Origin of the sequence: Pseudomonas sp. NPDC087690 (assembly GCF_044743175.1) — a bacterium.
Classification (GTDB): domain Bacteria; phylum Pseudomonadota; class Gammaproteobacteria; order Pseudomonadales; family Pseudomonadaceae; genus Aquipseudomonas.
This window is the reverse complement of the sequence record NZ_JBIUVX010000002.1, coordinates 485604-511270: the sequence shown is the minus strand read 5'-3', so window position 1 is coordinate 511270 and position 25667 is coordinate 485604. Positions and strand designations below refer to the sequence as shown.

The window sequence follows — 25667 nt, the reverse complement described above, 5'->3', positions numbered from 1 at the left end:
CCCGATAATTATCGAACTTGCACATGCCTTTGCTCAACGTTCAGGGTAGAGTTACACCCATCGAAAATCTTTCGCACGTTCCACAATAAAAAACCTTTTTGAGAACCTGACGGCGGTAATGACATGATCGAAGTCACTGAAGTTTCCATTGCCCAATTGCGCGCTGCGCTGGTCTCCGGCCAGACCACTTCGGTCGAGTTGGTGCAGGCTTATCTGGCGCGAATCGATGCCTACGACGGTGCTGACACCGCCACCGCGCTCAACGCCGTGGTGGTGCGCAACCCCGATGCGCTGCAAGAAGCGCAGGCTGCCGACGAGCGCCGCGCCAAGGGCGAAACCCTCGGCCCGCTCGACGGCATTCCGTACACCGCCAAGGACAGCTACTTGGTCAAAGGCCTGACGGCAGCGTCCGGAAGCCCGGCATTTGTCGATCTTGTCGCCCATCGCGATGCGTTCACCATCGAACGTCTGCGCGCGGCCGGAGCGATCTGCCTGGGCAAGACCAACATGCCGCCGATGGCCAATGGCGGCATGCAGCGCGGTGTCTATGGCCGCGCCGAAAGTCCGTATAACGCTGATTACCTGACGGCGCCATTCGCCTCCGGCTCGTCCAACGGTGCCGGCACCGCGACAGCGGCCAGTTTCGCCGCGTTCGGTCTGGCTGAAGAAACCTGGTCGAGCGGGCGCGGCCCGGCGTCGAACAACGGTTTGTGCGCCTACACGCCGTCGCGCGGGGTGATTTCGGTGCGCGGCAACTGGCCGCTGACCCCAACCATGGACGTCGTCGTGCCGTACGCGCGCACCATGGCCGACTTGCTCGAAGTGCTCGACGTCGTGGTCGCCGAAGACACCGACAGCCGTGGTGATCTTTGGCGCCTGCAACCGTGGGTGCCGATCCCGAGCGTGATGTCCGTGCGCCCTGCTGCCTATGCCGAACTGGCGGTTAAGGCCGACGCACTGGCGGGCAAACGTCTGGGCGTGCCGAAGATGTACATCAACGCCGACCCTGAGGCCGGCACCAGCGCAGAACCCGGCATTGGCGGCCCGACCGGGCAACGCATCAACACCCGCGAGTCGATGATCGACCTGTGGAAACAGGCGCGCGCCGCGCTGGAAGCGGCCGGTGCCGAAGTCATCGAAGTCGATTTTCCGCTGGTGTCCAACTGCGAAGGCGACCGCCCGGGCGCGCCGACCGTGTTCAATCGCGGCATCGTCTCCAAAGAGTTTTTGCACCACGAACTGTGGGATCTGTCGGCTTGGGCTTTTGACGACTTCCTGCGCGCCAACGGCGACCCGAAGCTCAATCGTCTGGTCGATGTCGATGGGCCGAAAATCTTCCCCCACGACCCGGGCACTCTGCCTAACCGCGAAGGCGATCTGGCGGCCGGCATGGACGAATACGTGCGCATGGCCGAGCGTGGCATCACACCGTGGGATCAGATTTCAACGTTGCCGGACGGTCTGCGCGGTCTGGAAAAGACCCGCAAGCTCGATCTTGAAGACTGGATGGATGCGCTGAAACTCGACGCGGTGCTGTTCCCGACGGTGGCCGACGTCGGCCCGGCGGATGCCGATGTCAATCCGCAATCAGCGGACATCGCCTGGAGCAACGGGGTCTGGGTCGCCAACGGCAACCTCGCGATTCGCCACCTTGGCGTGCCAACGGTAACGGTGCCAATGGGCGTCATGGCCGACATCGGCATGCCGGCCGGTTTGACCTTTGCCGGTCGCGCCTACGACGACTCGACGCTGCTGCGTCTGGCCTCGGCGTTTGAATCGACGGGCTCCAAACGTCTGGTGCCACCGCGCACGCCGCCGCTGTCCTGAAACAAAACGGGGTCGGGACTGTTCAGTCCCGACCCCGTTTGCAGTTATGAATCCGCTAACGCTTCAAGCAAATCGGCCGACGGCACGAAATACAGGCCACCGGTGACGGCGGTGCTGAAATCCAGCAACTTGTCGTAATTGCCCGGCGGTTTGCCGACGAACATGTTTTCCAGCATCTGCTCCATCGGTTCGGGCGAACGCGCATAACCGATGAAGAACGTGCCGAACTCGCCCGCTCCTGGCCGACCGAATGGCATGTTGTCGCGCAGGATCTTCACTTCCTCGCCCGCAGCGTTAGTGATCGTGGTCAGCGCACTGTGGGAATTGCTCGGTTTGACGTCTTCCCCCAATTCGATATCCGACAGTTTCGTGCGACCGATCACTCGCTCCTGGGCCTCGACACTCAAGCCGTTCCACGCCGTCATGTTGTGCAGATATTTCTGCACCAGCACGTAACTGCCGCCGCTGAAGTCCGCATCCTCATCGCCGACGATGGTGAAATTCAACGCTTTGCGCCCGACCGGATTCTCCGTGCCGTCGACAAAACCGATGATGCTGCGCATGTCGAAATAGCGGAAACCCTGAACCTCGTCGACCACGGTCACCGCATCGCCGAGCACGGCCATGATCTGGGTGGCCAGCTCAAAACACAGGTCCATTTGATCGGCGCGGATGTGCAGCAACAGGTCACCCGGCGTGGCCGGTGCCTGCCGCCCTTCTACGCCGAACTCACGGAACGCGTGCAATGACGCCGGCCGCGGGCTGCCGAACAAACGATCCCAGGCATTCGACGAAAACCCGCAGACGCACGTCAGGTTGCCCGCCGGTACGCGCTTGCCGACCGATCGCACCAGCCCGGCAACATCACCGCACCAGTCCTTCACTGTCTGCACGGCGTCGGCGCCTGCATTGAGCGTGGCGACAATGAAAATCGCGCTGCTGGTGATCGGACTGCCGACGGCTTGAGGTTCCAAAGGGTCATTGCTCATCGCTGAAATTGCCGCTCTGTAAGAGATGGACGAGAAAGGTTGGGGACACTGCTGTAGCCCGACACTTCGTTTTTTACGAACTGTTAAGCAGAAATAAACGAGTTTTCTTTGCCGCAACGTCGTCGCTAGCATCACCCCGTCTGACTCTAAACCAATAAGACAGGGAGCGTGCCATGCCAGCCACGAACATCAATATCGGCGAACCGTGGATGTGGGGCGCCTTCATCGTTTTCGTTCTCGCCATGCTGGCATTGGACCTGTTTGTCTTCGGCGGGCGCAAGGCACATCGGGTGTCCGTGCGCGAAGCCTTGTCCTGGGTCATTGCCTGGTGCCTGCTCGCCCTGAGTTTCGCCGGTTTGCTCTGGTGGTATCTGCACGGCGAGTTCGGCGGCGAGATCGCCCGGCAGAAAACCCTCGAATTCCTCACCGGCTATTTGATCGAGCAGTCGTTGTCGATCGACAACATGTTCGTCTTCGTCATGATCTTCAGCTACTTCGCCGTGCCCCCCGAGTTGCAACGTCGCGTGCTGCTGTACGGTGTGCTCGGGGCGATCGTGATGCGCGCGGTGATGATCTTCGCTGGTGTGTGGCTGGTGTCGCAGTTCGAATGGTTGCTGTACGCCTTCGGGGTGTTCCTGATCATCACCGGGATCAAGATGCTGGTGTTTGCCGAGCAGCAACCTGATCTCGACAACAATCCGTTGCTGCGCTGGGTACGCGGGCATCTGCGCATTACCAGCGGCTTCCATGGCGAACGATTCTTCGTCCTGCAGAACGGCGTACGCTGGGCAACGCCGATGTTTCTGGTGCTGGTGCTGATCGAAGCCAGCGACCTGATGTTCGCGGTCGACAGCATCCCGGCAATCTTCGCCGTCACCACCGATCCGTTCATCGTGTTCACCTCGAACATCTTCGCGATCATGGGATTACGCGCACTGTACTTCCTGCTGGCGGACATGGCTGACCGCTTTCATTTGCTCAAGTATGGACTGGCGATTGTGCTGGTATTTATCGGCGGCAAGATGGTGCTGATGCCATGGGTGCATATGCCGGTGGAGTGGTCGCTGGCGGTGGTGGGTGCGGTGATTTTCGGGTCGGTGCTGCTGAGCCTGGTCACCACCCGAAAACAAAACCAAACCGAACCCCTGTAGGAGCTGCCGCAGGCTGCGATCTTTTGACTTTGATGGTTAAAAACAAGATCAAAAGATCGCAGCCTGCGGCAGCTCCTACCGGGGAATTTCGTCTGGACGGAGATTATTTATCAGATTTGATGTTGGTCCACACACGAGTACGTACGCGTTCGATTTTCTGCGGCAATGGCTGGACGACGTAGAGGTTTTTCAGAGCTTCGGGGGTCGGTGTCAGGTTCGGGTTGCCAGTGATTTCCTTGTTGATCAGCGGCATCGAATCCTTGTTCGCATTCGGGTAACCGAGGAAGTCGCTGATCGGTGCAATCACTTTCGGATCGAGCAAGGTGTTGAGGAATTCGTGGGCTTCTTCGACGTTCTTCGCGCTCTTCGGAATCGCGAAGGTGTCGAACCAGATCGGCGCGCCTTCCTTCGGCAAGCGCCAGTCGACCACCACGCCATTGTTCGCCTCTTTGGCACGGTTGCCGAACTGATAGAAACTGCCCGAGTAACCGATGGCCACGCAAATGTCGCCGTTGGCGATGTCGGTCATGTATTTGGCCGAGTTGAAATAGGTGACGTAGGGCCGAACCTTGAGCATCAGCTCTTTGGCTTTTTCATAGTCGGCGGGGTTTTGGCTGTTCGGGTCGAGGCCGAGGTAATGCAGAGCCAACGGCAGAATTTCGGTCGGCGAATCAAGCATCGCTACACCGCAGGATTTGAGCTTTTCCATGTTCTCGGGTTTGAACACCAGATCCCAACTGTCCACCGGCGCGTTGTCACCCAATGCTGCCTTGACCTTGGCCGGGTTGAAGCCGATCAGCACCGTGCCGACCATGTAAGGCACGCCGTACTGGTTGCCCGGATCGTTCTTGCCCAGCAGTTTCAACAACTCGGGATCCTGGTGGCTCCAGTTCGGCAGTTTCGACTTGTCGAGTTTCTGGAACACGCCAGCCTTGATCTGCGTTTCGAGGAACTGGTTCGACGGCACGACGAGGTCGTAACCGGAGTTGCCGGTGAGCAGTTTGGCTTCCAGGGATTCGTTGGTGTCGAAGGTGTCCCAGGTCACTTTGATGCCGCTTTTTGCCGCGAAATCCTTGGGCACGGAGGGCAGGATGTAATCCGCCCAGTTGTACACCCGCAGTTCGCGCTGCTCGGCCTGGACGGCGCAGGCCAACAGCGTCAGCCCACACACGGTGGCACCCAGAATGCGTTTCATCGTGACCATGGTTGTTTCCCCAAAATGCGGCGTGAGTTCGATGGTTTTTATGTTCTGTACACGGCAGCGGCTTGAAAGGTAGCCAAGGGCAAAAACAGTCCAGCGTTTAATTATGGTTTTGATTCTTGCTGACAGCGTAGTTGGTTCACAGTGGTTGATCGGCCAAAAGGGGATCGATATGGCCAATATGAATGACCGCCCGGATACTGAAAAAACAATGCCCGGCACTTGGCCGGGCATTGTTGTTTACGTTGAATGCGTCAATCGGTGTAACCCAGTTTCGCTGCCCTGCTCTGCTGAGTCTGGCCGCGCGTCGCCAGGCAGTAATACAGCGGAACAGTGACCACCAGACCGACCAGCCATGACAGATCGGCGCCGTCGACCAGGTTGGCGTAAGGCCCGACGTACAGCGAGGTGTTGGCGAACGGCAGTTGCACGATGATGCCGATGAAATAGGCGATGATCGCGTGCAGATTGAAACGCCCGTAAATGCCGCCATCGGCGCGGAAGATCGAAGTGATGTCGTAGCAGCCGCGCTTGATCAGGTAGAAGTCGATCAGGTTGATCGAGGCCCACGGCACCAGCACCAGCAGCAGCGCCAGAATCAGGCCGATGAACTCGGAAATGAAATCCGCCGAAGCCCCGAGCGCCACCACACAGCAGCCCGCCAGCACCCCACTCGACAGCACCACGCGCACCTTGATGCTCGGCGTCCATTGGCTGGCGAAAGTCTGGATCGAGGTGATGATCGACAACACCGCGCCGTACAGATTCAGCGCGTTGTGGCTGATGATGTTGAGCAGGAACAACACCATCAGAATCGGCCCCAGCCAACCGGTGGACTGCTTGACCGCGACCATCGCTTCAGTGCCTTGCGGCGTCGCCAGCACAGCCACCGCGCCGAAGGTGAACGACAGAATGGTGCCGAGCGTCGCGCCCAGATAGGTTGCCCAGAACGGCTTGGCAATGCCGATGTCGGCTGGCAGGTAACGCGAATAGTCAGAGACGTACGGCGAGAAGCTGATCTGCCAGATGATCCCCAGCGACACGGTCGCCAGCCAGCCGGACAGGTTGAAGCTGCCGCGAGTGAAGAAGTCCGCAGGCAAGTCATGGGCGAAGATGTAGATGAAACCGGCCAGCAACGCGCTGCCCATGACCCAGGTGCCGATACGGTTCAGCGTATGGATGAAGTTGTAGCCGATCACGCCGATGGCCGTGGCCGCCAACGCACCGATCAGAATGCTCAGCGGCACCGGCACCGAGGGCGCGATGCCGACGATGGATTTGCCGGCAAGGACAATGTTGGAAATGAAGAACCCGATGTAGATGATCGCCGCGAAAAACACGATCAGCAGCGCACCATAACGGCCGAACTGGCCGCGACTCTGGACCATCTGCGGAATGCCCATGCGCGGGCCCTGGGCCGACGCCAGCGCAATCACCACGCCGCCGATCATGTGCCCCAGCGCAATCGCCAGCAGCCCCCAGAACAAATCGAGATGGAACACCTGAACCACCATGGCGCCGGTGACGATGGGCAGTGGCGCAATGTTGGTGCTGAACCAAAGGGTGAACAGGTCGCGGGCCTTCCCGTGGCGTTCCGCGAGTGGGACATAGTCGACCGTATGGTTCTCGATCAACGGATCTTGCCGGGACATCTGGGACATATGCATGAACTCGAGTTTGTCTGTTCTTATCGTTGTATGAAGCCAAACCGGGGGGACTCTATGGCCGCCCCTCAGATGCCGACCATATTATGGTATTCCAAACTTTGCACAAGACTGATCCGCTGATTTGCACGCGATCTGCACTGCTATCCTCGCTGATACTGCCTGCCTCTGGCTAGATAAAAGCCCCGTAAACATTGGCTTTCCGACGAAAGCAGCACGTTTATCGGTTCACCTGAAAATCCCTTGCAAAGAATGTATTACGGTATACCATCAGACCTATAAACACATAAAAACCGCGTCAAAACACCCGAGGACCACCCAATGATCGATGCTGCCATCTACAAACAAGTCATGGGCTCGTTCCCGTCCGGCGTCACTGTCATCACCACGCTGGACGACGACGGCCAGATCGTCGGCCTGACGGCCAGCGCCTTCAGTTCGCTGTCGATGGACCCGGCGCTGGTGCTGTTCTGCCCCAACTACAGCTCCGATTCCTACCCGGTTTTGATCAAGAACAAACGCTTCGCCATTCACGTGCTGTCCGGTGGGCAGCAGAGCGAGGCCTACGCCTTCGCGCGTAAAGGCAAGGACAAGGCGCAGGGTATCGAGTGGACGCTGAGCGAACTGGGCAACCCGATCCTGGCCAATGCGACGGCCGTGATCGAGTGCGAGTTGTGGCGCGAATATGAAGGGGGCGACCACGCGATCATGGTTGGTGCGGTGAAGAATCTGATCGTGCCGGAACAAGTGTCCGCACCGCTGGTGTATTGCCACGGGAAGATGGGTGCGTTGCCTGCGGTGGCTTGATCCAGAACGCCAGATCAACATAAATCAACTGTAGGAGTGAGCCTGCTCGCGATAGCGGTGTGTCAGTTAACTAAAGGTCGACTGACATAACGCTATCGCGAGCAGGCTCGCTCCTACAGGTTTTAGGGTGTTTGGGCTGGCGGGGTCAGGTGCGGAACCGGCTCACCAACTGATTCAACGTCTGCGACAACGCCGTCAGATTCTGCGCATCCTGCCGCGTCGAATCGGCCAGACTCGCGACCAACTGCGCATCCCCATGAATCTGGCTTATATGCCGATTGATATCCTCGGCCACCTGATGCTGTTCTTCCGCCGCCGTGGCGATCTGCGTGTTCATGTCGCGGATCACGTCCACCGACTCACGAATCAAGCCAAAACTCGCCCGCGCTTCGTTGATCGACACCACGGTGTCCTGCGACACCTCAAGGCTGGCGTGCATCTGCTTGCCCATCTGATGGGTGCGCCGCGCCAGATTGCCGAGCAACGCGTCGATCTCGCCAGTGGAGTCTGCGGTGCGTTTGGCCAGTGCGCGCACTTCATCGGCGACCACGGCAAAACCACGGCCTTGCTCCCCTGCCCGCGCCGCTTCGATCGCCGCGTTCAGTGCCAGCAGATTGGTCTGCTCGGCAATCGAGCGGATGGTGCCGAGGATCGACTGAATGTCGTTACTGTCCTGCTCCAATTGCTGCATCGACTCAGCGCTATGGCCAATCTCCTGACTCAGACGCCCGACGTTGTTCACCGCTGCGTCGATCTGCTGTTGCCCGGCGTGAGCCTGGCGCTGGCCGTTGTCGGCCGAATCTGCCGCTTGGCTGCACGAGCGCGCGACTTCGTTGGAGGTGGCGACCATTTCATGAAACGCCGTGGAAACCATGTCCACCGCCTCGCGCTGCCGTGAGGCGACTTCCGCCATTTCCGCCGAGACCTCGGTGGCGCTGGCGGAGCTGCTGTGAATCTGCCCGGCCGCCTGACCGATGCGCTGGATCAAGGTGCGGATCGCTTCGAGAAACTGGTTGAACCAGCCAGCCAGTTGCGCGGTTTCATCCTGCCCGCGCACATCCAGTCGCGCGGTCAGATCGCCTTCGCCCTGTGCAATGCCTTCCAGACCACTGGCCACGCCACGAATAGGCTTGACCATCAACCCGGCAAACCACGCACCGGCCATGGCGAACAGTAGCGCGCACACCACAGCGATGGCGCCGATGATCCACGTCAACCGCGTGGCACCGGCCATGACTTCGCTGGCCTTGACCACACCGACGAAGCGCCAGCCCAGCGCCTCTGACGGCCAGACCAGCGCCATGTAGCGCTCGCCGGCCAGTTCCACTTCCACCAGACCTTTACCCGCCTCGGCCAGTTGTTTGTAGCCATCGCCCAGGTCGGTGAGTTGCTTGAAGTTGTGCGCCGGGTCGCTCGGGTCAACCAACACCGTATTGTTGGCCTCCATCAGCATCAGATAGCCGCTGTCGCCGAGGCGGATCTGCTTGACCAGATCAGTCAGTTGCTTGAGCGACACATCAATGTTCACAACGCCGGCGTTGCTGCCCAACTGATTGTTGAAGCTGCGCACGGTGCTCACCAACACCACATCATCCGCCGCCCAGTAATAGGCATCGGTGCGCAGCGTCTTGCCGGGACTGGCCATCGCGGTTTTGTACCAGGGCCGCGTGCGCGGATCGTAATTGGCCAGGTTCGGATCACCCGGCCAGAACAGATAACCGCCCTGCTCGGTGCCCAGCGAGAGATAGGTGTAAGCCGGATGGGCCTTGGCCAGTCCGGCGAACAGCGTGAACACTTGCTGATCCTGCGGCCCCATCGGGATCTGCGCGGCGTCACTGCTCAGGTAGCGTTTAAGGCTGCCATCAATTCCCTGCAATTGCGGATGCTCAGCCAGATAGGCAACGTTCTGGCTGATGCCTTCGAAGAACAGCTGCATGGCGTTCTCGACCTGACGCACCTCCCTCCCGGTGCTGTCGATGAAGTTGTCCCGCGCCCCATCGCGGACATTGAGGATGATCAGCACGGCCACCAGCAACACCGGCAGACTGGCGATCACCGCGAACGCCAGGGTCAGTTTTTGTTTGATGTTCATCTGTTGCGCCTTCCTTGTTCGAAGTGTCGGTCAGAAATATTTTGCGGATATTCCGTATTATGGTATACCAATATTCAATCAACCGACCAGCCGTCCTCGAAGGCGTGCTTGAATGGTGAGAAGACTTGCGAGCGTTCATCGCTCACGCCAGTGACACAGGCCCGCAAACGACCGGCCATCAACAAGAGATCCGAGGTAGCGTCATGAAATTTTCCCTGTTCGTACACATGGAGCGCTGGGACGAAAGCGTCAGCCACCGCCAACTGTTCGAAGACCTGACCGAACTGACCCTGATGGCCGAGGCCGGCGGTTTCAGTACCGTGTGGATTGGCGAACACCACGCCATGGAATACACCATCTCGCCGAGCCCGATGCCGCTGCTGGCCTACCTCGCGGCGAAAACCACGACCATTCATCTCGGCGCCGGCACCATCATCGCGCCGTTCTGGCACCCGTTGCGGGTGGCCGGTGAATGCGCCTTGCTCGACGTCATCAGCAACGGGCGCATGGAAGTCGGACTGGCGCGTGGCGCCTATCAAGTTGAGTTTGATCGCATGGCTGGCGGCATGCCCGCCTCATCCGGCGGCCAGGCACTGCGCGAGATGGTTCCGGTGGTCCGTGCCCTGTGGCAAGGCGACTACGCCCACGATGGCGACATCTGGAAATTCCCCACTTCGACCAGCGTGCCGAAGCCGATTCAAAAGCCCAATCCGCCAATGTGGATCGCCGCCCGCGACCCGGATTCGCACAACTTCGCCGTGGCCAACGGTTGCAATGTGATGGTTACGCCATTGATGAAGGGCGACGAGGAAGTCCTCGACCTGAAGAACAAATTCCAGACTGCCCTAGACAACAACCCGGACGTACCGCGCCCGCAACTGATGGTCCTGCGCCACACCCACGTGCACACCGCCGACGACCCGGACGGCTGGCAAGTCGGCGCCAAAGCGATCTCGCGTTTCTATCGCACGTTCGATGCCTGGTTCGGCAATAAGGCAACGCCGGTCAACGGCTTCCTCGACCCAAGCCCGGAAGAGAAGTTTGCCGGGCGTCCGGAGTTTGAACTGGAGAGCCTGCACAAGACCGCCATGATCGGCACGCCGGAAGAGATCATTCCGCGCATCAAGTATTACCAGGAACTGGGCGTGGATGAGTTCAGCTTCTGGTGCGACAACAGCTTGCCGCACGAAGAGAAAAAGAAGTCGCTGCAGTTGTTTATCAAGCATGTGGTGCCGGCGTTTCGCTAAGCACTTGGGATTCAGTGTTCGGTGAATGAAAAACGCCCCGATAGACTCGGGGCGTTTTTTTCAGGCCTGACTCCCTTATTCCCAACGAAATTCGGGGCAGATTTCGCAAGCCATTCCAACAGCCAGAAGACTATTTCGAACCTTCAAAACCTCCTGCGCCTGACCGACCATCAGCAGAGGACGGTCCTGCTGGAGCAGATTTCTTGCCACTAAAAAGTTGTCACCGGTCGCTGCAGCTACCGCTCTGACATGCGCCTGATCTCGATAGTCCCCACGACAGCGCAGCTCATACTGAGTCTCATCAATTTCTATAGTCGAAAAATGGCTGGTTACCACCGATGCGCCACACTGGACACACTGTACGCCCTGAGTGCGGCCAGCCTTGAAGGCAACCCGCTTTGCGCCACACTGCTCGCACGGCATCAGAATTTCCCTCCCACACGGCGGATCAGAATCAAACAGTTCAAAGGCGCTGGTTTGTTTTTAAATCCGCAACAGGTAATGGCGAAAAACGTTCAAGAAGCCCACTGATTTTTTTCGGGGGAACTCGCCATTTACGAAAAAGCGTGCCAGCTTCATGATCAGTCGCTGCGACCCATGTGCCTGGCCGCAAGCTCAGACAGAACCGGGTTGTGCGCCTGAGACAGGAGTCGCAATTTGTCTTTGGCGTTGTCGGTCCCAGCAATCGACTGAAAATACCTGAACAATCCACCACAAACTCACCACCCGGAACAAACGACACTTTCGGCAGCAAACGCCTGCCTGCAGGAAGCTGGCCGTTCCGCTTTCGCCATTGATGCGCTAACGAATACCCGTAAGCCCCTCATAGTCACAGAAGAGTATTCTCTAAACGTGGTTCCCCTGCCCCGTCGACTATGTCTGCCAGAAAGTCAGACAAACCCCATATTCATCGAGAAGATCATCAGCAATTTCAAACTGGAATACCTTCTCTGGGAAGGAATCTGATAACGCGCGCCTCCAATATCTACTGATCTGCTCGGCAAACAAACGACAAAGACGATAATCTTCTTCCGACAGGCCAACCCTGAATATGGGTCGGCCCGGCGCATCTTCCCACTTTGAAAAAAACTGACTTATTGAAAAAACATTTCTGTATCGCTCAACGTCTCTACGCGATGTACTTTGTTCCATTACACCAGATTCAGACTCGACCAAACCCTTCAATCGAAATTTTTGCGGATCGTATTGCTGAGCGTCAGGCAGCCAGAAGACGTGGCCTTCCACCTCGATAAAATCAGGAGAGAGCACACCTACAACAGAAATCGCTTGCTCCAATGAAACCAAGTTCCCTACGTATGAAAAAAACTCCCCAGAGCCAACACCTGAAACAAACAGGTTCAACGACTCCTTGGATATATGACCCTGGTAAACCTTCATCAATTCAACTCCAGGTTATCAAGCAGCGGCTGAGGAAATCCCCCTCAAAGACCGATGTATTACTTCACTGTTTGAAAAGCATTCCGCTCGTAGATGAAAAGGCCCCGAGCAAGTCGTTTTTTTTCAGTCGAAGTCGATTGAATCCAGGATCGCTTGCAGTTTCACCGGGTCGGCAGCACCGCCAAAAAAGTACTCGTTGCCTCCCGCATCCTTCAGATCGTCGTGAGTGCCCTTCCAGTAGAGAACGAAGAATTTTTCGTCCAGCAGGTCTTCCAGCGCACCGCCGTCTTCAAAGGTTGAGACACGGATATAGGGGCCGTAGAGCTCATCGATGTGAACCAGAATTCGCTGGCCGGTTTTTCTGTCGATCAATTTGCTGCTCCCGGATTTTCTAGTTCACGAACTGTACAGGAAGATCGCCGAAGCGCCTCAGTGCGCCACACCAAGGCGCGTTGCGACTTCATCCGCCTGCAACTTTCGCCCATCCTCAGCCAGCAGTTCCAGCTTGCGAATCGGCTGACGATGCTGCGCATCGACCATCACCGAGCCCGACTCACCCGGCGCGTACATGAATTCCCCGCCCCACTGCGACAACGCAACGATCACCGTCTGCAAGGCTTTGCCGCGTTCAGTCAGCGCGTACTCCTTATAGGCGCCACCATCAGCGGCCGGCACTGTTTGCAGAATCCCCTGCTCAACCAGCGCCTTGAGCCGAGCGCTGAGGATGTTTTTCGCGATATCGAGGCTCTTCTGAAAATCGCTGAAACGGCGAATGCCTTCCAGCGCATCGCGAATGATCAACAGCGACCACCAGTCACCGATCAGGTCGAGTGTCCGGGCGACCGGGCAGGCGTTGCCTTGCAGGCTCTTGCGCTTCACGTAAATGTTCTCCAGCAGATCGGTGGGCGGCCTTGTGGCTCAGGGTTGCATCATACAACCCTCAGCGCTGCAACCCAGCACCTGCGTACAAGTGGCAAACGAACTTTGCGCGGATAGTAAACATGGCCAATTCGGCATCGACACGTCCCTCCCCCGACCCAAGGAGTTTGCATGAGCACATTCACCACTCAAGACGGCACCGAGATCTATTTCAAGGATTGGGGCAGCGGCAAGCCCGTGCTGTTCAGCCACGGCTGGCCGCTGGATGCCGACATGTGGGAATACCAGATGGAATACCTGAGCAGTCGCGGCTACCGCACCATTGCGTTCGACCGCCGTGGTTTCGGCCGTTCCGATCAACCATGGACCGGTTACGACTACGACACGTTTGCCGATGACATCGCGCAACTGATCAACCATCTGGATCTGCGCGATGTCACCCTGGTCGGGTTTTCCATGGGTGGCGGCGACGTCAGCCGCTACATCGCCCGGCATGGCAGCGAGCGCGTCGCCGGGTTGGTGTTGCTGGGTGCAGTCACGCCATTGTTCGGCAAGAAAGCCGACTTCCCGCAAGGCGTCGACACGTCGGTATTCGACGGCATCAAGGCCGGCCTGCTGCAGGATCGTGCGCAGTTCATCGCGGATTTCGCCGCGCCTTTCTATGGCACCAACCAGGGCCAGAAAGTCTCCGACGGCGTCCTCACGCAAACCCTGAACATCGCGCTGCTGGCCTCACTCAAAGGCACCGTCGACTGCGTGACGGCATTCTCGGAAACCGACTTCCGCGCCGACATGGCCAAGATCGATGTACCGACGCTGGTGATCCATGGCGACGGCGATCAGATCGTGCCGTTCGAAACCACCGGAAAACTGGCCGCCGCTTCGATCAAGGACGCCGAACTGAAGGTCTACGCCGGCGCGCCGCACGGGTTTGCGGTGACGCACGCACAAGCATTGAATGAAGACCTGCTGGCGTTTCTCCAGCGTTAAGATGCAGCAGAGATTGGCAACTCTCGCTGAGCACCTGACGGTCTGATTCAACGCGACGTCAATGCCGCCAGGGCCAACGCGTTGCCTAGCGCGGCGCCGCTGGCGGTGTTGTCGAAGATGCACCACGTCGCGGCGCCCTCGGCCGCCGCGATCCGCACTGCTTGTGCGTATCGTTGCAGAAACGCTGAATCGTAGCGGCTGTGGTAAATGCGCGGTGAGCCATGCAAGCGCCAATATCTGACGCCCGCCCAACCTCTTGGCGCAGCGTCACTGCTGAGGCGCGACGGATCGACTGCTGCCTGGGCAATCCGGTAATCGAGCAGCAACCGCTCGGCCTCGCACCACGATTGATGCCGGGGTTCCAGCACCACGGCCCCGCCGAACCGCTCCCGCAAAGCCATGAAAAATGCCTCGGCGATGGCGGCATCAAACGCCAGCGAAGGCGGCAACTGCACCAATAAACAACCGAGGCGATCGCCCAATCCGCCGCACTGTTCGAGGAATTCATCGAGTGCTGCTGCGCAACCTGCCAGGCGCAATTCATGGCTGATGAGCTTGGGTATCTTCACTGAAAAAGCAAACCCGTCCGGCACTGAGTCTGCCCAACGCTCATAGGTCTGGCGACGATGCGGACGGTAGAACGAGCTGTTGATTTCCACGCTATTGAGACGTGCGGCATAGCGCTGCAAGTGCGTACCCTCAGCGGGAAATTCCGGCCAATGCTCGCGCCCGAGACTCCATCCCGCACAACCCACAAAAATCATCACACCTCCATTCCCCCGTACTGGAGCTGCCGAAGGCTGCGATCTTTTGATCTTGATCTTAAAAACAAAGATCAAAGGATCGCAGCCTTCGGCAGCTCCTACAGGGGATTTAGCCGGTTATTTTTTGCCGGGCAGGACCGAGCTGAGCACTTGTTTGGCAGTTTGCAGGATGACGCCCGCCTCGTCAGGGTCGCCCTTGAGCAAGGTCGTGGCGAACTTCTTCGCCTGTTCAAGCTTGATATGCGGCGGCAGTGGCGGCACGTTCGGGTCGGTCTTGAACTCGATCAGCACCGGTACATCCGATGCCAGCGCCTGCTCCCACGCAGCGGCGACGTCTTCTTCGCGATCGACAAAAATGCCTTTGAGGCCAATGGAAATCGCGAACAAGTGATACGGCACATCGGGAATACTCTGCGACGCTTCGAACTTCGGATCCCCCTCCATCACCCGCTGCTCCCAGGTCACCTGATTGAGATCTTCGTTGTTGAACACCGCACAGATCCATTGGGGACTCGCCCACTGTCGCCAGTACTTGGCGACCGTGATCAGCTCGGCCATGTTGTTCATCTGCATCGCGCCGTCACCCACCAGAGCAATCACTGAGCGCTCGGGATGGGCGAACTTGGCGGCAATCGCATAGGGCACCGCAGCGCCCATCGACGCCAGGCCACCGGACAACGAACATTGCATGCCCCGCCGGATCTTCAGATCCCGTGCATACCAGTTGGCGCAGGAGCCAGAGTCGCTGGTGATGATCGCTTGATCGGGCAGGCGCGGAGACAGTTCGTACACCACCCGCTGCGGGTTGATCGGACTGGCTTTGGCCATCGCGCGTTTTTCCAGGGTTTTCTCCCAACTGCCGCGCCAGCTTTCGACTTTCTTGCGCCATTTGCTTGAGGTCTTTTGTTCCAGCAATGGCAACAGCGCGGCGAGGGTTTCGGCGGCATCGCCGACCAGATTGACCTCCATCGGATAACGCAAGCTGAGCATGTCCGGCTGCAAGTCGATCTGCACGCCGCGAGCCTGGCCTTCCTTGGGCAGAAATTCGGAATAGGGGAAACCCGAGCCGACCATCAACAAGGTGTCGCACTCAGTCATCAGTTTGTAGCTGGGCTCGGTGCCAAGCAGGCCGATGCTGCCGGTGACCCACGGCAGATCGTCCGGCAACGCAGCTTTACCCAGCAAAGCCTTGGCCACCCCGGCGCCGAGTTTTTCCGCCACCGCAATCACTTCATCGGTCGCCTGCAATGCACCGGCACCGACCAGAATCGCGACCTTGTCGCCGGCATTCAACACCTGCGCCGCCCGCTGCAGATCCACGTCGTAAGGCAGCACTTTCGGCTTGCTATAGCCTATCCCGGAATGTGCGGTGCCGTGCGCCCGGGCCGGTGCTTCATAGGGCAGATCCTGCAAGTCATTGGGCAGGATGATTGCCGTGACACGTCGCTCGCCAATGGCCGTGCGTACGGCGCGGTCAAGCAGATGGCGGACTTGCGCAGGCGCCGACGCCTGCTGCACGAATGCGCCAGCGACATCCTTGAACATCGATAGCAGATCAAGCTCTTGCTGATAGTGACTGCCGAGCGCGGTACGCGCCTGCTGGCCGACAATTGCCAGCACCGGCATGTGATCCATCCGCGCATCGTAGAGCCCGGTGATCAGGTGCGAGGCGCCGGGGCCGGAAGTGGCGATGCACACACCCAGCTCACCAGTGAACTTGGCATGCGCCGAGGCCATGAACGCCGCCATTTCTTCATGCCGCGCCTGAACAAATTCGATTTTTCCCTGAGCCCGGCTGAGCGCGCCGAAGACACCATTGATGCCGTCGCCCGGATATCCAAAAATCCGCGTGACACCCCATTGGCTGAGCCGCTCAACCAGAAAATCTCCCACTGTCGTCGTCATTTCGATCCTCGCTTGTCACCGGTGCATGGAGCCTTCGCCCACGTAATACCCGTCGGCAGATGTAAGGGTCTGGACAGTCGGGCCGGCGACGAAGTTTCGATTGATTTGCACCGGTTCAGGTCGCAGGCTTTCTGCTCGTTGGCGCGTATCCACCGCAGTAGCACGCCGATATCTGCCGTGAGAGACCGAGCCACGAGCAACAGCAACGTATCGATCATCCGCCGTTTCCCGAGCAGGATCCGGTAAGGATCGCAAGGTGCGCTGGTGCAATATTGGCTCGAGCAACACTAATGGTGCGGATGCACCGTCAACGCCACCAGTTTGATCACGATGGGCCGTACGACGAGAATGCACAGGAACGCCACTGGCATCGCCAGTTTGTAGGCGTGCAACGCATTATTCAGGTAGTCGTTATCAATCCCGGAGTTGGCGGCGGTGATCACCAGCGACATCAGAAACGCCATGATCGTTGCCATGTACAACGCAAATACGTACGGCGTGGCGCGCGACGAAAGCCTGCGACGCCTCGGATAAACGGCGTCGGAACGAGTGCTTTGATTCATATGGGTGTTCCATCGATTGGCAGGGAGCCGGCACCTTAGCAAAGGCGTTTCCCCGCAACTAGACGGCCAATCGCAGGTACTTTATAAAGCACAACTTACGAATCAATCCTCTGTGCGGGCCATGGATGAATCTGTTAGCGGCGATTGCCAGTTTTATCAAAGTGGTCGAATCGGGTTCCATCGTCAGCGCTGCCAAGGCATTGGGTGTCAGCGCGGCAGCGGTGAGCCAGACCCTCAATCGACTGGAAGCACATCTCGGCGTGCGTTTGCTGCAACGCACCACGCGCAGCATGGCGCTGACCGAAAACGGCGCGGTGTATTACGACAGGGTCAAGCGTATCGCCGCCGATCTGGAGTCGGCGCGAAGCTTGATCAGCAGCCACGAAACCGAACTGCAAGGTCGCCTGAGCATCGCCTCGACCTCAGCGTTCGGCCGGCATGTGCTGGCGCCGCTGCTCGCGGGTTTCGCCGCGCTGCATCCGCGCCTGATCGTTGAACTGTCGACCACCAATGGCAAGATCAGCCACATCCAGAACGGCATCGATCTGAGCCTGCGGATCAAGCCGCAACTGGAGGACGGCATCGTTGCGCGCAAGATCGTCTCCCTGCCTTTCATCATGTGCGCCTCGCCTGCCTATTTGCAGCGCGCCGGTTGGCCGCAATCACCGGACGATCTGCGACATCACGCTTGCCTGGCGTTCCGTTATCCGCTGGATGGGCGATTTCTGCGCTGGAGCTTTATCCGCGACGGAGAACGTTACGATGCCGACATCAAGGCAACTGCGATCAGCGATGACATCGACGCGCTGGCGCTGATGGCAGCCAACGGTGCAGGCATTACCCGGCTGGCAGAATTCGTCGCGGCGCCCTTTATCGAGAGTGGTCGACTGGTGCCGCTGTTTGAACATCAGCACAGCGCGGTTGTTGAACCGATGGAAATTTACGCCTGCGTACAGGAACGCACGGCGATGACGCCGAAGGTTCGGGCATTTGTCGATTATCTGACTGGGCACCTGCAGACGCGTTGGCCGATGAGCGCTGAGTCGGCCGACGCCAGCACAGATTGCCGGTAACCCCACCGGCCTCATCGCGAGCAGGCTCACTCCTACACTGTCCAACGGCGGTGCGAATGCTCCGGCAACCCAAAAATCCCTGTAGGAGTGAGCCTGCTCGCGAAGGGGCCAGAGCATGAGCCTTCAGGGCAATCTGCTTAACTGAATCGTTGCAAACTCTTCAGCACAGGAGCTCGGCAATGAAACCCGCAAAATCGCTCAGTCTATTGATGCTTGCAGCAAGCCTGTCCGGCTGCGCCACTTCCGCAAGCCCCGGCGCGAACGTGACGCTCACCGCCACCCGCCAGAACAGCGGGCAGATCGGCAACGTCACCCTCGCTGACTGGGGCGGCAAGCAAACCGGCTTCAGTTTCTTCATCAGCGGCGCACCGAATGGCGCCTCGCTGCCCCTGCGCCTGTATGCCTTCGTCAATCAAGGCAGTTGCGCACAACCGGGGCCGGTGGCCTACGCGATGAACGATAAAGTCAGCACTGAACGCCAGCCCGTGCGCGGCTGGGCATTTTCCAGAAGTGCGCCGGTAGCCTTGTCGACATTGCTTGCCGGCGAATATTCGGTAGTCGTACGCACCGCCGCAACCGATGGCAACGTGGATATTTTTTGTGGGGATATCGGTCACGCAAACAGCACGTAGTAAGCCTGGCACGGGCGCTGAATTTTCCTTAGGGTGTCTGTCTATTCTCAGCCAGCCAACGATGAGGTCAGTTACATGAGCAAAGCGCCCTACGTTCCGCCCAAGGTCTGGAAAAACGACGCACCGTCCGGCGGCCAGTTCGCCAGCATCAACCGCCCGACTGCGGGGCCAACGCATGAAAAAACCCTGCCGGTCGGCAAGCACCCGTTGCAGCTTTATTCGCTGGCCACACCGAATGGCGTGAAGGTCACCATTATGCTCGAAGAGTTGCTCGCGCTCGGTCACAGCGGTGCCGAATACGATGCCTGGCTGATCCGGATCAACGAAGGCGATCAGTTCTCCAGCGGCTTCGTCGGGATCAATCCGAATTCGAAGATTCCGGCATTGCTCGATCGCAGCGTCGAGCCACCGATCCGCGTCTTCGAGTCCGGTTCGATCCTGCTGTATCTGGCGGAAAAATTCGGCGCCTTGCTGCCCAGGGATTTGCCCGGACGCACCGAAACCATGAACTGGCTGTTCTGGCAAATGGGCGCGGCGCCTTATCTGGGCGGCGGCTTCGGACATTTCTATGCCTACGCGCCGGAGAAGCTTGAGTATCCGATCAACCGCTTCACCATGGAGACCAAGCGTCAGCTGGATGTGCTTGATCGGCGTCTCGGCGAAAGCGCTTATCTGGCGGGCGACAGCTACACCATCGCCGATATCGCGGTGTGGTCGTGGTATGGCCAACTGGTACGCAACACGGTGTATTCGGCGGCGGAATTTCTCTCCGCGCAGGAATACACCCATGTCCAACGCTGGGCCGAAAACATCGCCCAGCGGCCTGCGGTCGTTCGCGGCATGCGCGTCAACCGCACGTGGGGCGATGAAGAGAGTCAGGTTGCCGAGCGCCACCAGGCTGCAGATCTGGACTGAATCATCCCTTCGGTAGCGGTGTCGATCGAGAATCACAGGATCGACACCGCTGCGCACTGTTCGCCCCCCCCACGCCCCCGCCTCTACACCCCGCGAATTCTCTGGCTTCACTCGCCAAAATCGTCCTGATTGAAGCGTGCGAGCCAGCTCGCCAAATGTGAAAAATTTGTTAACTATCTGACTCGTATATCTTTCTTCGTGCGAATCAATCTGACATGCTAATACGAATACTTCTTAGATGCGCCCGCATCAGATTCGTTTTGGTACTCCTTGGGGAAGCAGATTGATGTCGTTTCAGACCATTCACCGCCGTTCGAACCTTTCGCCTAACCTGCTGGCAATTGCCATCTGCATGGCGGGCATCACAAGCGTTTCTGCAGATGAAAAACCCCAGGCCGCGCCTGAAAAAGCCGATGCGCCGACCACTCTGGAACTGGGCGCCACCGAAATCGGCGCGACGCAGATGAGCAGTACCACTGAGGGCTCGGACTCCTACACCACCGGCCCGATGCAGACTGCGACCAAGCTGTCGCTGACCATGCGCGAAACGCCGCAAGCGGTGACGGTGATCACCCGGCAGCGCATGGACGACCAGAACATGACCAGCATCAACGATGTGGTGAAGGCCACGCCGGGGTTGTTCCTCAGTCAGTCCAGCGGCCCTGGCCGGCAGACCTACAGCGCTCGCGGCTTCGACATCGACAACATCATGTACGACGGTCTGCCGAGTTCTTATTCGCCATTCTCGATGGCGGTGCAACCGAACCTGGCAATGTTCGACCGGGTCGAAATCGTCCGCGGTGCGACCGGCCTCGTCACCGGTGCCGGCAACCCTTCGGCGGCGATCAACCTGGTGCGCAAACGCCCGACGGCCGATCAACGAGTGACCCTCACTGGCGCCGCCGGCAGCTGGGATGATTACCGTGGCGAGATCGACGCCTCAAGCAAGCTGAATGAAAGCGGCACCTTGCGTGGCCGGGTGGTGAGCTCCTATCAGGGCGCCGACAGCTTCCGCGATAAAGAGCAGAACGATCACGGTCTGTTCTATGCCATCGGCGAAGCTGACCTGAGCGAAAGCACCACGGCGACCCTGGGCTTTTCCCGTCAAAACGAACAGACCAACTATTTCTGGGGCGGCTTGCCAATCGGCACCGACGGCCACCACCTCGACCTGCCCCGCTCCACCTACCCGGGCACCGATTGGGAAAACAGGAAGCTGCAGATCGACACCGTCTTCGGTGAAGTCGAGCACCGCTTCGACAATGACTGGAAACTGCACCTCGCCGGCTCGTCCTCGACGCTCAACGGCGAGTTCTCCGGCACCTACCTGTCACGTTACGCAGGCCCATTGGAGACCACTGCCTATCAGTCGCACCACACCGACAAGCAAACGGCCCTCGACGCTTTTGCCAGCGGCCCGTTCGAAGCCTTCGGCCGTACCCACGAACTGGTCGTGGGTGCCAGCAACCGCGCCTACGATGCGACATCCAAGGAATACGCCCCCTACACCACGGCCTGGCCGATCGGTGCACCAAAACCCGATTTCGTGCGTGACAGCAAAACCCGCACGGTGACCACGCAGGATGCGGTGTACCTGACCACCCGCCTGAGCCTGGCCGACCCGCTGACGCTGATCCTCGGCGGCCGTCTCGACTGGTACGACTACGATGACCGCACCGGTGACGGCGACTACAAAGTCACCCGCAACCTGACGCGCTATTCGGGCCTGATCTACAAGCTTGACGATCACCACTCGCTGTACGCCAGCTACACCGACATTTTCACCCCGCAAACCCAGCAGGATCTCTCCGGTAAACAGCTCGACCCGATCGTCGGCGAAAACTATGAGGTGGGCATCAAGGGCGAGTACTTCAACGGCGCACTGAACGCCAGCCTGGCAGTGTTCCAGATCGACCAGACCAACCGTGCGACCCTCGCCGAAAGTCAGCTGGGTTGCCCGGTCATGACCTGCTACCAGGGCTCCGGCAAAGTCCGCAGCCAAGGCCTCGATGTCGAACTGCAAGGCGCACTGACCGAGAACTGGCAAGTCGGCGCCGGTTACACCTACACCCGCGCGCACTACATCAAGGACGAAAACCCGGACAACAATAACCAGCGCTTCGACACCGATACGCCCGAGCATTTGTTCAAGGTCTCGACCATGTATCGCCTGCAAGGTCCGCTGGAGAAATTCCGCGTCGGCGGCAACGTCTACTGGCAGAGCCGCATGTACAACGATGTACCGCTCACCGTCGGCAGCTATCGCCTCGAACAGGGCAGCTACGCGGTAACGGACCTGATGGCCGGTTATGAAGTCAACAAGCACCTGGATCTGCAGGTCAACGCCAACAACATCTTTGACCGCGTCTACTATTCCTCCATCGGCTACAACACCACGTGGGGCTCCACCGACAACTACGGTAACCCGCGCAGCTACATGCTGACGGCCAAGTACAAGTTCTAAAAAAAACGCGGTAAACGCTTGAGCACGAGGGGCGCCGGGAAAAACCACGGCGCCCCTCGTCGTTTTCGGCCAGCCGATTAGTCATGGCCGGCGATAACGGATAGTCTCTGAGCGAATTCATTGCCAAGCGCCGCCTCATGAACAATCCGGAATTTGTCCCAGATATCGAAGCCATCAGCAGGATTGATGCGGTGCCGGTGATTCTGAGCATGGTCAAACACCTCACCGGCATGCGCTTCGCGGCGGTGGCAAGGGTGACTGACCGCCACTGGGTCGCCTGCGCCGTCGACGACTCGATCGACTTCGGTCTCAGGCCCGGTGGCGAACTGGTGCTTGAATCGACCATCTGTCACGAAATCCGCCAACACCAGCAACCGGTGATTTTCGGCCACGCCAGTACGCACCCGATCTTTTCCCGTCATCACACGCCAAAGACCTACGGCCTGGAAAGCTACATTTCCATCCCGATCGTCAAAGCCAATGGCGATTTTTTCGGCACGCTCTGCGCCATCGATTCCGTACCGGCGAACCTTGATGAACCGGCGATCGCCAAGACCCTCACGCTGTTCGCCCAGTTGATCGCCATGAGCCTGGACACGCAAAGCCATCTGGAGGCCACCAAAGTCGAGTTGGCCAGCGCCAATGAACTCGGGCGTCTGCGCGAGCAATTCATCGCGGTACTCGGGCATGACCTGCGCACACCGCTGAGCGCGATTCGCATGAGCGCCGACCTGCTGCAAACCAAAACCGAAGACAAGCGCTCACTCAATCTGTTGTCGGCCATCCGCAACAGCTCGATGCGCATGGGCGTGCTGATCGAGAACATCCTCGACTTTGCCCGTGGCCGTCTGGGTGGCGGGATTCCGGTCCAGCGCAAACTGGTGGATGACTTGCAACGGACATTGCTGCTGACCCTGGAAGAGGTCCAGGCTTCGCACCCGCGCGCGACCTTCATTCATGAATTGAACGTACCGGCGGGGGTCTATTGCGATGCCCTGCGCATCAGCCAGTTGCTCTCCAACCTGCTCGGCAACGCGGTCACTCACGGCTCGACCAGCGCGCCGATCATCCTCAAGGCGTGTGCCGAGGGCGATGAAATCGTCATCTCGGTGAGCAATCAGGGCACGCCGATTCCGGCGCCATTGATGCCAATGCTGTTCGAACCGTTCTCCCGATCCGAAGCCGGTCAGCGCGGTGAAGGTCTTGGGCTGGGCCTGTACATCGCCGCGCAGATTTCCGCTGCACACAACGGCACGTTGCAGGTGATATCCAATGCCGAGTCGGGAACCTGCTTTGTTGCAAGATTCCCGGCGCAGTTCAAGTGGGCTTGATCCAGGGCCCTGCGTTTATGCCGTCTGCCGGCGCATGGTCAGGATCGCGGCAACCAGGGTGAAGGTCAGAATCGAGTGAGAATCCATTTTCAGTGCTCGTGATAAATGAGGTGAGGCATATTACAGCAGCCCGTTCCTGCAATGGGTCTTGCCTGTTCTCAGTGAAAAAATTGCAAAAAAAACCCCGCGACCGAATGAAGGCGCGGGGCAAAAAATTGGTTGGTTGCGGCCAACCAAAGGAGCTCTGTTACATACGTGTACGGGAGGAAATCAGATGCAGTCCTGCGCGGCGCGTTCAAAACTCGAAGGCAGGTAGTTCGAGGCCAGCAAGTGGCGCTCGTAGAGGAACACCTTGCCGCCCGTGCCAGCCTTGTAGGCTTCCAGTATGTTGTCCGCCGAAATCTTGCTCGGCACCACGATCCGGTAGCTGCGCTGGGTCTGCGAAACCGTCGGGTTCAGCGCACTGCCCTGCAGTTTCGGCACAACGCAATCGGCGTATTGCGCGGGGGTCTTGCTGGTCTGCAAGGTCAGGGTCGGGTTGTTCGGCGCAGAGGCGCAACCGGCGAGCAACAAGGAAGCAAAAGCCATGGCAGGCACAAAAGGACGCATCGGTGTAATCCTGAAAATAAAGGTTCGGTTCTACCGACAACGGTTCAGCCTCACGGAGCCGCCGTTGCCATTTATGTTTTAAGTGTTCAGCTCGACGCCACCAAGGCCTTGAGCGACACATCGAATTGCTTCAATGCGCTGAGTTGCAGGTCACGCTGTCTGTCGATCTGCGCGGCGATTTGCGGCGCTGCCTGGTCATGCACCCAGACCGAAGGCAATTGTTTCTCGACAGCGCCTTCGGCCTTGCCGATGTATTGCAAGTCGGCGTCGTAGAAGCGTGCGCTGAACCGCGCTTCGACCAGGCTGTTGCGTTGCGTCAGCAAGCGATTGAAGGTGTCGAGCTTGACCACGATGTCTGGATGCGCCTGAATCAGCGCATCGAGATTGTCGTAGACGGTCACCGACAGAAACTGTTGCTGCAACGAACTCATCAACCAGTCGATGGCCAGTTCCGGATCGGAGCTGGCAACGAACGCCTGGCGAATCCGTGTATCGAGCGCATCTTTTGCGCCGTTCAGCGCCATGTCGTGGTAGCGCTCAAGGTATTGCAGGTTTTCCAGAGTATTCTCGCTGAACAGCACACCCACGGTCTGCGAATGCTGCAACGCCGCGCTGCTGCCGGCGATGGCCTGAAGATGACAAGACCCGGCGTTGCCCGCGTAGGCCGGTGCAGTGGCAATCGCGCCGCCCATCAACAGGGCGACCAGAGCCAGTCGGGTCAAAGTCTTCATCGCGCAAATTCCTTGAGCTGCGTGTTCGATGGCGCCGATTTTCCGCTGATTGCCGACAAAGCAGAACTTGCGTTTAGTGATGGTCACTATTACTTCTAGCAATAGTTGCGCGCCGAGCAGACTGCTACACACTCACTACAAGTAGAAAAAGATCAATGAGGATCCCGCTTTGAGAACGTTTGACCTGATCCGCGACGCCGTTCTGCCCGATTTTCGCGAGCGAGTGGCCGAATACCTCGTCCAGTATGAAACCGTCTTGCTGGACAAAAACATCTCCGATCCGCAGTTGATCCAGGACACCGCCAATCAACTGCGCGGTTACTTGCGCGGCCTCAATACCACGCGGGTATTGGGCATGGCGTACTGGGAGGAGCTGGATCGTCGAGTGGTCGATACCTGGCTCGCGCAGGCGCAACGTTCGATTTGATTCGCCAA

At 58.8% G+C, this 25667-nt stretch carries 22 protein-coding genes and 2 pseudogenes; 11 read left to right on the top strand and 13 right to left on the bottom strand.

The features are described 5' to 3' along the window. Positions 1-123 precede the first annotated feature (123 nt). Positions 124-1827, top strand: coding sequence for an amidase (locus ACIPIZ_RS06475; RefSeq protein ID WP_150647343.1), 1704 nt, complete (start codon positions 124-126; stop codon positions 1825-1827). Between the two features lie 44 nt (positions 1828-1871). Here ACIPIZ_RS06475 and ACIPIZ_RS06470 read toward each other — a convergent pair whose 3' ends face one another. Continuing rightward, positions 1872-2816 carry a Dyp-type peroxidase gene (locus tag ACIPIZ_RS06470; protein WP_122854192.1) on the bottom strand — a complete coding sequence of 315 codons (945 nt, stop codon included), beginning with the start codon at positions 2814-2816 and terminating at the stop codon, positions 1872-1874. A 173-nt stretch (positions 2817-2989) separates the two neighbouring features. Between ACIPIZ_RS06470 and ACIPIZ_RS06465 the strand changes: the two genes are divergently transcribed. Further along, a complete protein-coding gene (locus ACIPIZ_RS06465; RefSeq protein ID WP_105705016.1) occupies positions 2990-3967 on the top strand; it encodes a TerC family protein in 978 nt (325 codons plus the stop codon). A gap of 103 nt (positions 3968-4070) precedes the next feature. Here the strand turns inward: ACIPIZ_RS06465 and ACIPIZ_RS06460 are convergent, their stop codons facing one another. Together ACIPIZ_RS06460 and ACIPIZ_RS06455 are read right to left on the bottom strand one after the other, a co-directional pair. Next, complete coding sequence (locus tag ACIPIZ_RS06460) at positions 4071-5171, bottom strand: polyamine ABC transporter substrate-binding protein (RefSeq protein ID WP_105705015.1); 1101 nt, start codon at positions 5169-5171, stop codon at positions 4071-4073. A 251-nt stretch (positions 5172-5422) separates the two neighbouring features. After that, positions 5423-6829: a purine-cytosine permease family protein gene (locus ACIPIZ_RS06455; RefSeq protein ID WP_401164600.1), complete on the bottom strand. Its 1407-nt coding sequence runs from the start codon at positions 6827-6829 to the stop codon at positions 5423-5425. Positions 6830-7153: 324 nt separating this feature from the next. Between ACIPIZ_RS06455 and ACIPIZ_RS06450 the strand changes: the two genes are divergently transcribed. Next, a complete protein-coding gene (locus ACIPIZ_RS06450; protein ID WP_064393009.1) occupies positions 7154-7639 on the top strand; it encodes a flavin reductase family protein in 486 nt (161 codons plus the stop codon). Between the two features lie 145 nt (positions 7640-7784). On the opposite strand, the pseudogene ACIPIZ_RS06445 reads toward ACIPIZ_RS06450, so the two are convergent. Together ACIPIZ_RS06445 and ACIPIZ_RS06440 are read right to left on the bottom strand one after the other, a co-directional pair. Continuing rightward, positions 7785-8381, bottom strand: a pseudogene (locus tag ACIPIZ_RS06445) (methyl-accepting chemotaxis protein); the annotation flags it as partial. Between the two features lie 309 nt (positions 8382-8690). Beyond that, positions 8691-9575, bottom strand: a pseudogene (locus ACIPIZ_RS06440) (cache domain-containing protein); the annotation flags it as partial. A gap of 359 nt (positions 9576-9934) precedes the next feature. On the opposite strand from ACIPIZ_RS06440, the gene ACIPIZ_RS06435 reads away from it, so the two are divergent. After that, positions 9935-10978, top strand: a complete 1044-nt coding sequence (locus ACIPIZ_RS06435; RefSeq protein ID WP_150647338.1) for an LLM class flavin-dependent oxidoreductase — start codon at positions 9935-9937, stop codon at positions 10976-10978. An 873-nt stretch (positions 10979-11851) separates the two neighbouring features. On the opposite strand, the gene ACIPIZ_RS06430 is transcribed toward ACIPIZ_RS06435, so the two are convergent. The 3 genes from ACIPIZ_RS06430 to ACIPIZ_RS06420 form a co-directional block, all read right to left on the bottom strand. Continuing rightward, the gene (locus ACIPIZ_RS06430; protein ID WP_122660914.1) at positions 11852-12376 is read right to left on the bottom strand and encodes a hypothetical protein; all 525 of its coding nucleotides are present in this window, start codon (positions 12374-12376) and stop codon (positions 11852-11854) included. A gap of 123 nt (positions 12377-12499) precedes the next feature. Then, positions 12500-12748, bottom strand: a complete 249-nt coding sequence (locus tag ACIPIZ_RS06425) for a hypothetical protein (protein WP_064393014.1) — start codon at positions 12746-12748, stop codon at positions 12500-12502. Between the two features lie 57 nt (positions 12749-12805). After that, positions 12806-13255: a helix-turn-helix domain-containing protein gene (locus ACIPIZ_RS06420; protein WP_064393015.1), complete on the bottom strand. Its 450-nt coding sequence runs from the start codon at positions 13253-13255 to the stop codon at positions 12806-12808. Positions 13256-13426: 171 nt separating this feature from the next. Between ACIPIZ_RS06420 and ACIPIZ_RS06415 the strand changes: the two genes are divergently transcribed. Next, on the top strand, positions 13427-14245 hold the full coding sequence (locus tag ACIPIZ_RS06415) for an alpha/beta fold hydrolase (RefSeq protein ID WP_064393016.1): 819 nt from the start codon (positions 13427-13429) through the stop codon (positions 14243-14245). Positions 14246-14292: 47 nt separating this feature from the next. On the opposite strand, the gene ACIPIZ_RS06410 is transcribed toward ACIPIZ_RS06415, so the two are convergent. The 3 genes from ACIPIZ_RS06410 to ACIPIZ_RS06400 all read right to left on the bottom strand — a co-directional run bounded on the left by ACIPIZ_RS06410 (position 14293) and on the right by ACIPIZ_RS06400 (position 17477). Then, positions 14293-15009, bottom strand: coding sequence for a DUF72 domain-containing protein (locus ACIPIZ_RS06410; RefSeq protein WP_401164594.1), 717 nt, complete (start codon positions 15007-15009; stop codon positions 14293-14295). A 117-nt stretch (positions 15010-15126) separates the two neighbouring features. Further along, positions 15127-16914 carry a thiamine pyrophosphate-requiring protein gene (locus tag ACIPIZ_RS06405; RefSeq protein ID WP_253484490.1) on the bottom strand — a complete coding sequence of 596 codons (1788 nt, stop codon included), beginning with the start codon at positions 16912-16914 and terminating at the stop codon, positions 15127-15129. 287 nt (positions 16915-17201) lie between these two features. Then, positions 17202-17477, bottom strand: a complete 276-nt coding sequence (locus ACIPIZ_RS06400) for a DUF2798 domain-containing protein (protein WP_064393019.1) — start codon at positions 17475-17477, stop codon at positions 17202-17204. A 125-nt stretch (positions 17478-17602) separates the two neighbouring features. On the opposite strand from ACIPIZ_RS06400, the gene ACIPIZ_RS06395 reads away from it, so the two are divergent. The 5 genes from ACIPIZ_RS06395 to ACIPIZ_RS06375 all read left to right on the top strand — a co-directional run bounded on the left by ACIPIZ_RS06395 (position 17603) and on the right by ACIPIZ_RS06375 (position 23892). Beyond that, positions 17603-18550: a LysR family transcriptional regulator gene (locus ACIPIZ_RS06395; protein ID WP_122854199.1), complete on the top strand. Its 948-nt coding sequence runs from the start codon at positions 17603-17605 to the stop codon at positions 18548-18550. A 179-nt stretch (positions 18551-18729) separates the two neighbouring features. Continuing rightward, positions 18730-19182 carry a hypothetical protein gene (locus tag ACIPIZ_RS06390; RefSeq protein ID WP_401164592.1) on the top strand — a complete coding sequence of 151 codons (453 nt, stop codon included), beginning with the start codon at positions 18730-18732 and terminating at the stop codon, positions 19180-19182. 75 nt (positions 19183-19257) lie between these two features. Continuing rightward, positions 19258-20097 carry a glutathione-dependent disulfide-bond oxidoreductase gene (gene yghU, locus ACIPIZ_RS06385; protein WP_105705006.1) on the top strand — a complete coding sequence of 280 codons (840 nt, stop codon included), beginning with the start codon at positions 19258-19260 and terminating at the stop codon, positions 20095-20097. Positions 20098-20383: 286 nt separating this feature from the next. After that, on the top strand, positions 20384-22561 hold the full coding sequence (locus tag ACIPIZ_RS06380) for a TonB-dependent siderophore receptor (RefSeq protein WP_064389451.1): 2178 nt from the start codon (positions 20384-20386) through the stop codon (positions 22559-22561). 137 nt (positions 22562-22698) lie between these two features. After that, entirely contained in the window at positions 22699-23892 is a 1194-nt protein-coding gene (locus ACIPIZ_RS06375) for an ATP-binding protein (RefSeq protein WP_401164589.1), read from the top strand. A gap of 270 nt (positions 23893-24162) precedes the next feature. On the opposite strand, the gene ACIPIZ_RS06370 is transcribed toward ACIPIZ_RS06375, so the two are convergent. Further along, positions 24163-24501, bottom strand: coding sequence for a hypothetical protein (locus ACIPIZ_RS06370; protein WP_064389449.1), 339 nt, complete (start codon positions 24499-24501; stop codon positions 24163-24165). An 86-nt stretch (positions 24502-24587) separates the two neighbouring features. Continuing rightward, positions 24588-25232, bottom strand: coding sequence for an ATPase (locus ACIPIZ_RS06365; RefSeq protein WP_122660922.1), 645 nt, complete (start codon positions 25230-25232; stop codon positions 24588-24590). 169 nt (positions 25233-25401) lie between these two features. Here ACIPIZ_RS06365 and ACIPIZ_RS06360 point away from each other — a divergent pair, with 169 nt between their 5' ends. Beyond that, complete coding sequence (locus ACIPIZ_RS06360; RefSeq protein WP_064389447.1) at positions 25402-25659, top strand: hypothetical protein; 258 nt, start codon at positions 25402-25404, stop codon at positions 25657-25659. The last annotated feature ends 8 nt before the right edge of the window (positions 25660-25667 follow it).

Excerpts from the sequence above, each read along its gene's own strand:
- ACIPIZ_RS06400 (WP_064393019.1), bottom strand. The coding sequence starts at position 17,477 with ATGAATCAAAGCACTCGTTCCGACGCCGTTTATCCGAGGCGTCGCAGG.
- ACIPIZ_RS06375 (WP_401164589.1), top strand. The coding sequence starts at position 22,699 with ATGAACAATCCGGAATTTGTCCCAGATATCGAAGCCATCAGCAGGATT.
- ACIPIZ_RS06380 (WP_064389451.1), top strand. The coding sequence starts at position 20,384 with ATGTCGTTTCAGACCATTCACCGCCGTTCGAACCTTTCGCCTAACCTG.
- ACIPIZ_RS06475 (WP_150647343.1), top strand. The coding sequence starts at position 124 with ATGATCGAAGTCACTGAAGTTTCCATTGCCCAATTGCGCGCTGCGCTG.
- ACIPIZ_RS06365 (WP_122660922.1), bottom strand. The coding sequence starts at position 25,232 with ATGAAGACTTTGACCCGACTGGCTCTGGTCGCCCTGTTGATGGGCGGC.
- ACIPIZ_RS06430 (WP_122660914.1), bottom strand. The coding sequence starts at position 12,376 with ATGAAGGTTTACCAGGGTCATATATCCAAGGAGTCGTTGAACCTGTTT.
- ACIPIZ_RS06435 (WP_150647338.1), top strand. The coding sequence starts at position 9,935 with ATGAAATTTTCCCTGTTCGTACACATGGAGCGCTGGGACGAAAGCGTC.
- ACIPIZ_RS06410 (WP_401164594.1), bottom strand. The coding sequence starts at position 15,009 with ATGATTTTTGTGGGTTGTGCGGGATGGAGTCTCGGGCGCGAGCATTGG.
- ACIPIZ_RS06460 (WP_105705015.1), bottom strand. The coding sequence starts at position 5,171 with ATGGTCACGATGAAACGCATTCTGGGTGCCACCGTGTGTGGGCTGACG.
- ACIPIZ_RS06465 (WP_105705016.1), top strand. The coding sequence starts at position 2,990 with ATGCCAGCCACGAACATCAATATCGGCGAACCGTGGATGTGGGGCGCC.
- ACIPIZ_RS06455 (WP_401164600.1), bottom strand. The coding sequence starts at position 6,829 with ATGTCCCAGATGTCCCGGCAAGATCCGTTGATCGAGAACCATACGGTC.
- ACIPIZ_RS06390 (WP_401164592.1), top strand. The coding sequence starts at position 18,730 with ATGAAACCCGCAAAATCGCTCAGTCTATTGATGCTTGCAGCAAGCCTG.
- ACIPIZ_RS06470 (WP_122854192.1), bottom strand. The coding sequence starts at position 2,816 with ATGAGCAATGACCCTTTGGAACCTCAAGCCGTCGGCAGTCCGATCACC.
- ACIPIZ_RS06450 (WP_064393009.1), top strand. The coding sequence starts at position 7,154 with ATGATCGATGCTGCCATCTACAAACAAGTCATGGGCTCGTTCCCGTCC.
- ACIPIZ_RS06395 (WP_122854199.1), top strand. The coding sequence starts at position 17,603 with ATGAATCTGTTAGCGGCGATTGCCAGTTTTATCAAAGTGGTCGAATCG.
- yghU (WP_105705006.1), top strand. The coding sequence starts at position 19,258 with ATGAGCAAAGCGCCCTACGTTCCGCCCAAGGTCTGGAAAAACGACGCA.
- ACIPIZ_RS06370 (WP_064389449.1), bottom strand. The coding sequence starts at position 24,501 with ATGCGTCCTTTTGTGCCTGCCATGGCTTTTGCTTCCTTGTTGCTCGCC.
- ACIPIZ_RS06405 (WP_253484490.1), bottom strand. The coding sequence starts at position 16,914 with ATGACGACGACAGTGGGAGATTTTCTGGTTGAGCGGCTCAGCCAATGG.
- ACIPIZ_RS06415 (WP_064393016.1), top strand. The coding sequence starts at position 13,427 with ATGAGCACATTCACCACTCAAGACGGCACCGAGATCTATTTCAAGGAT.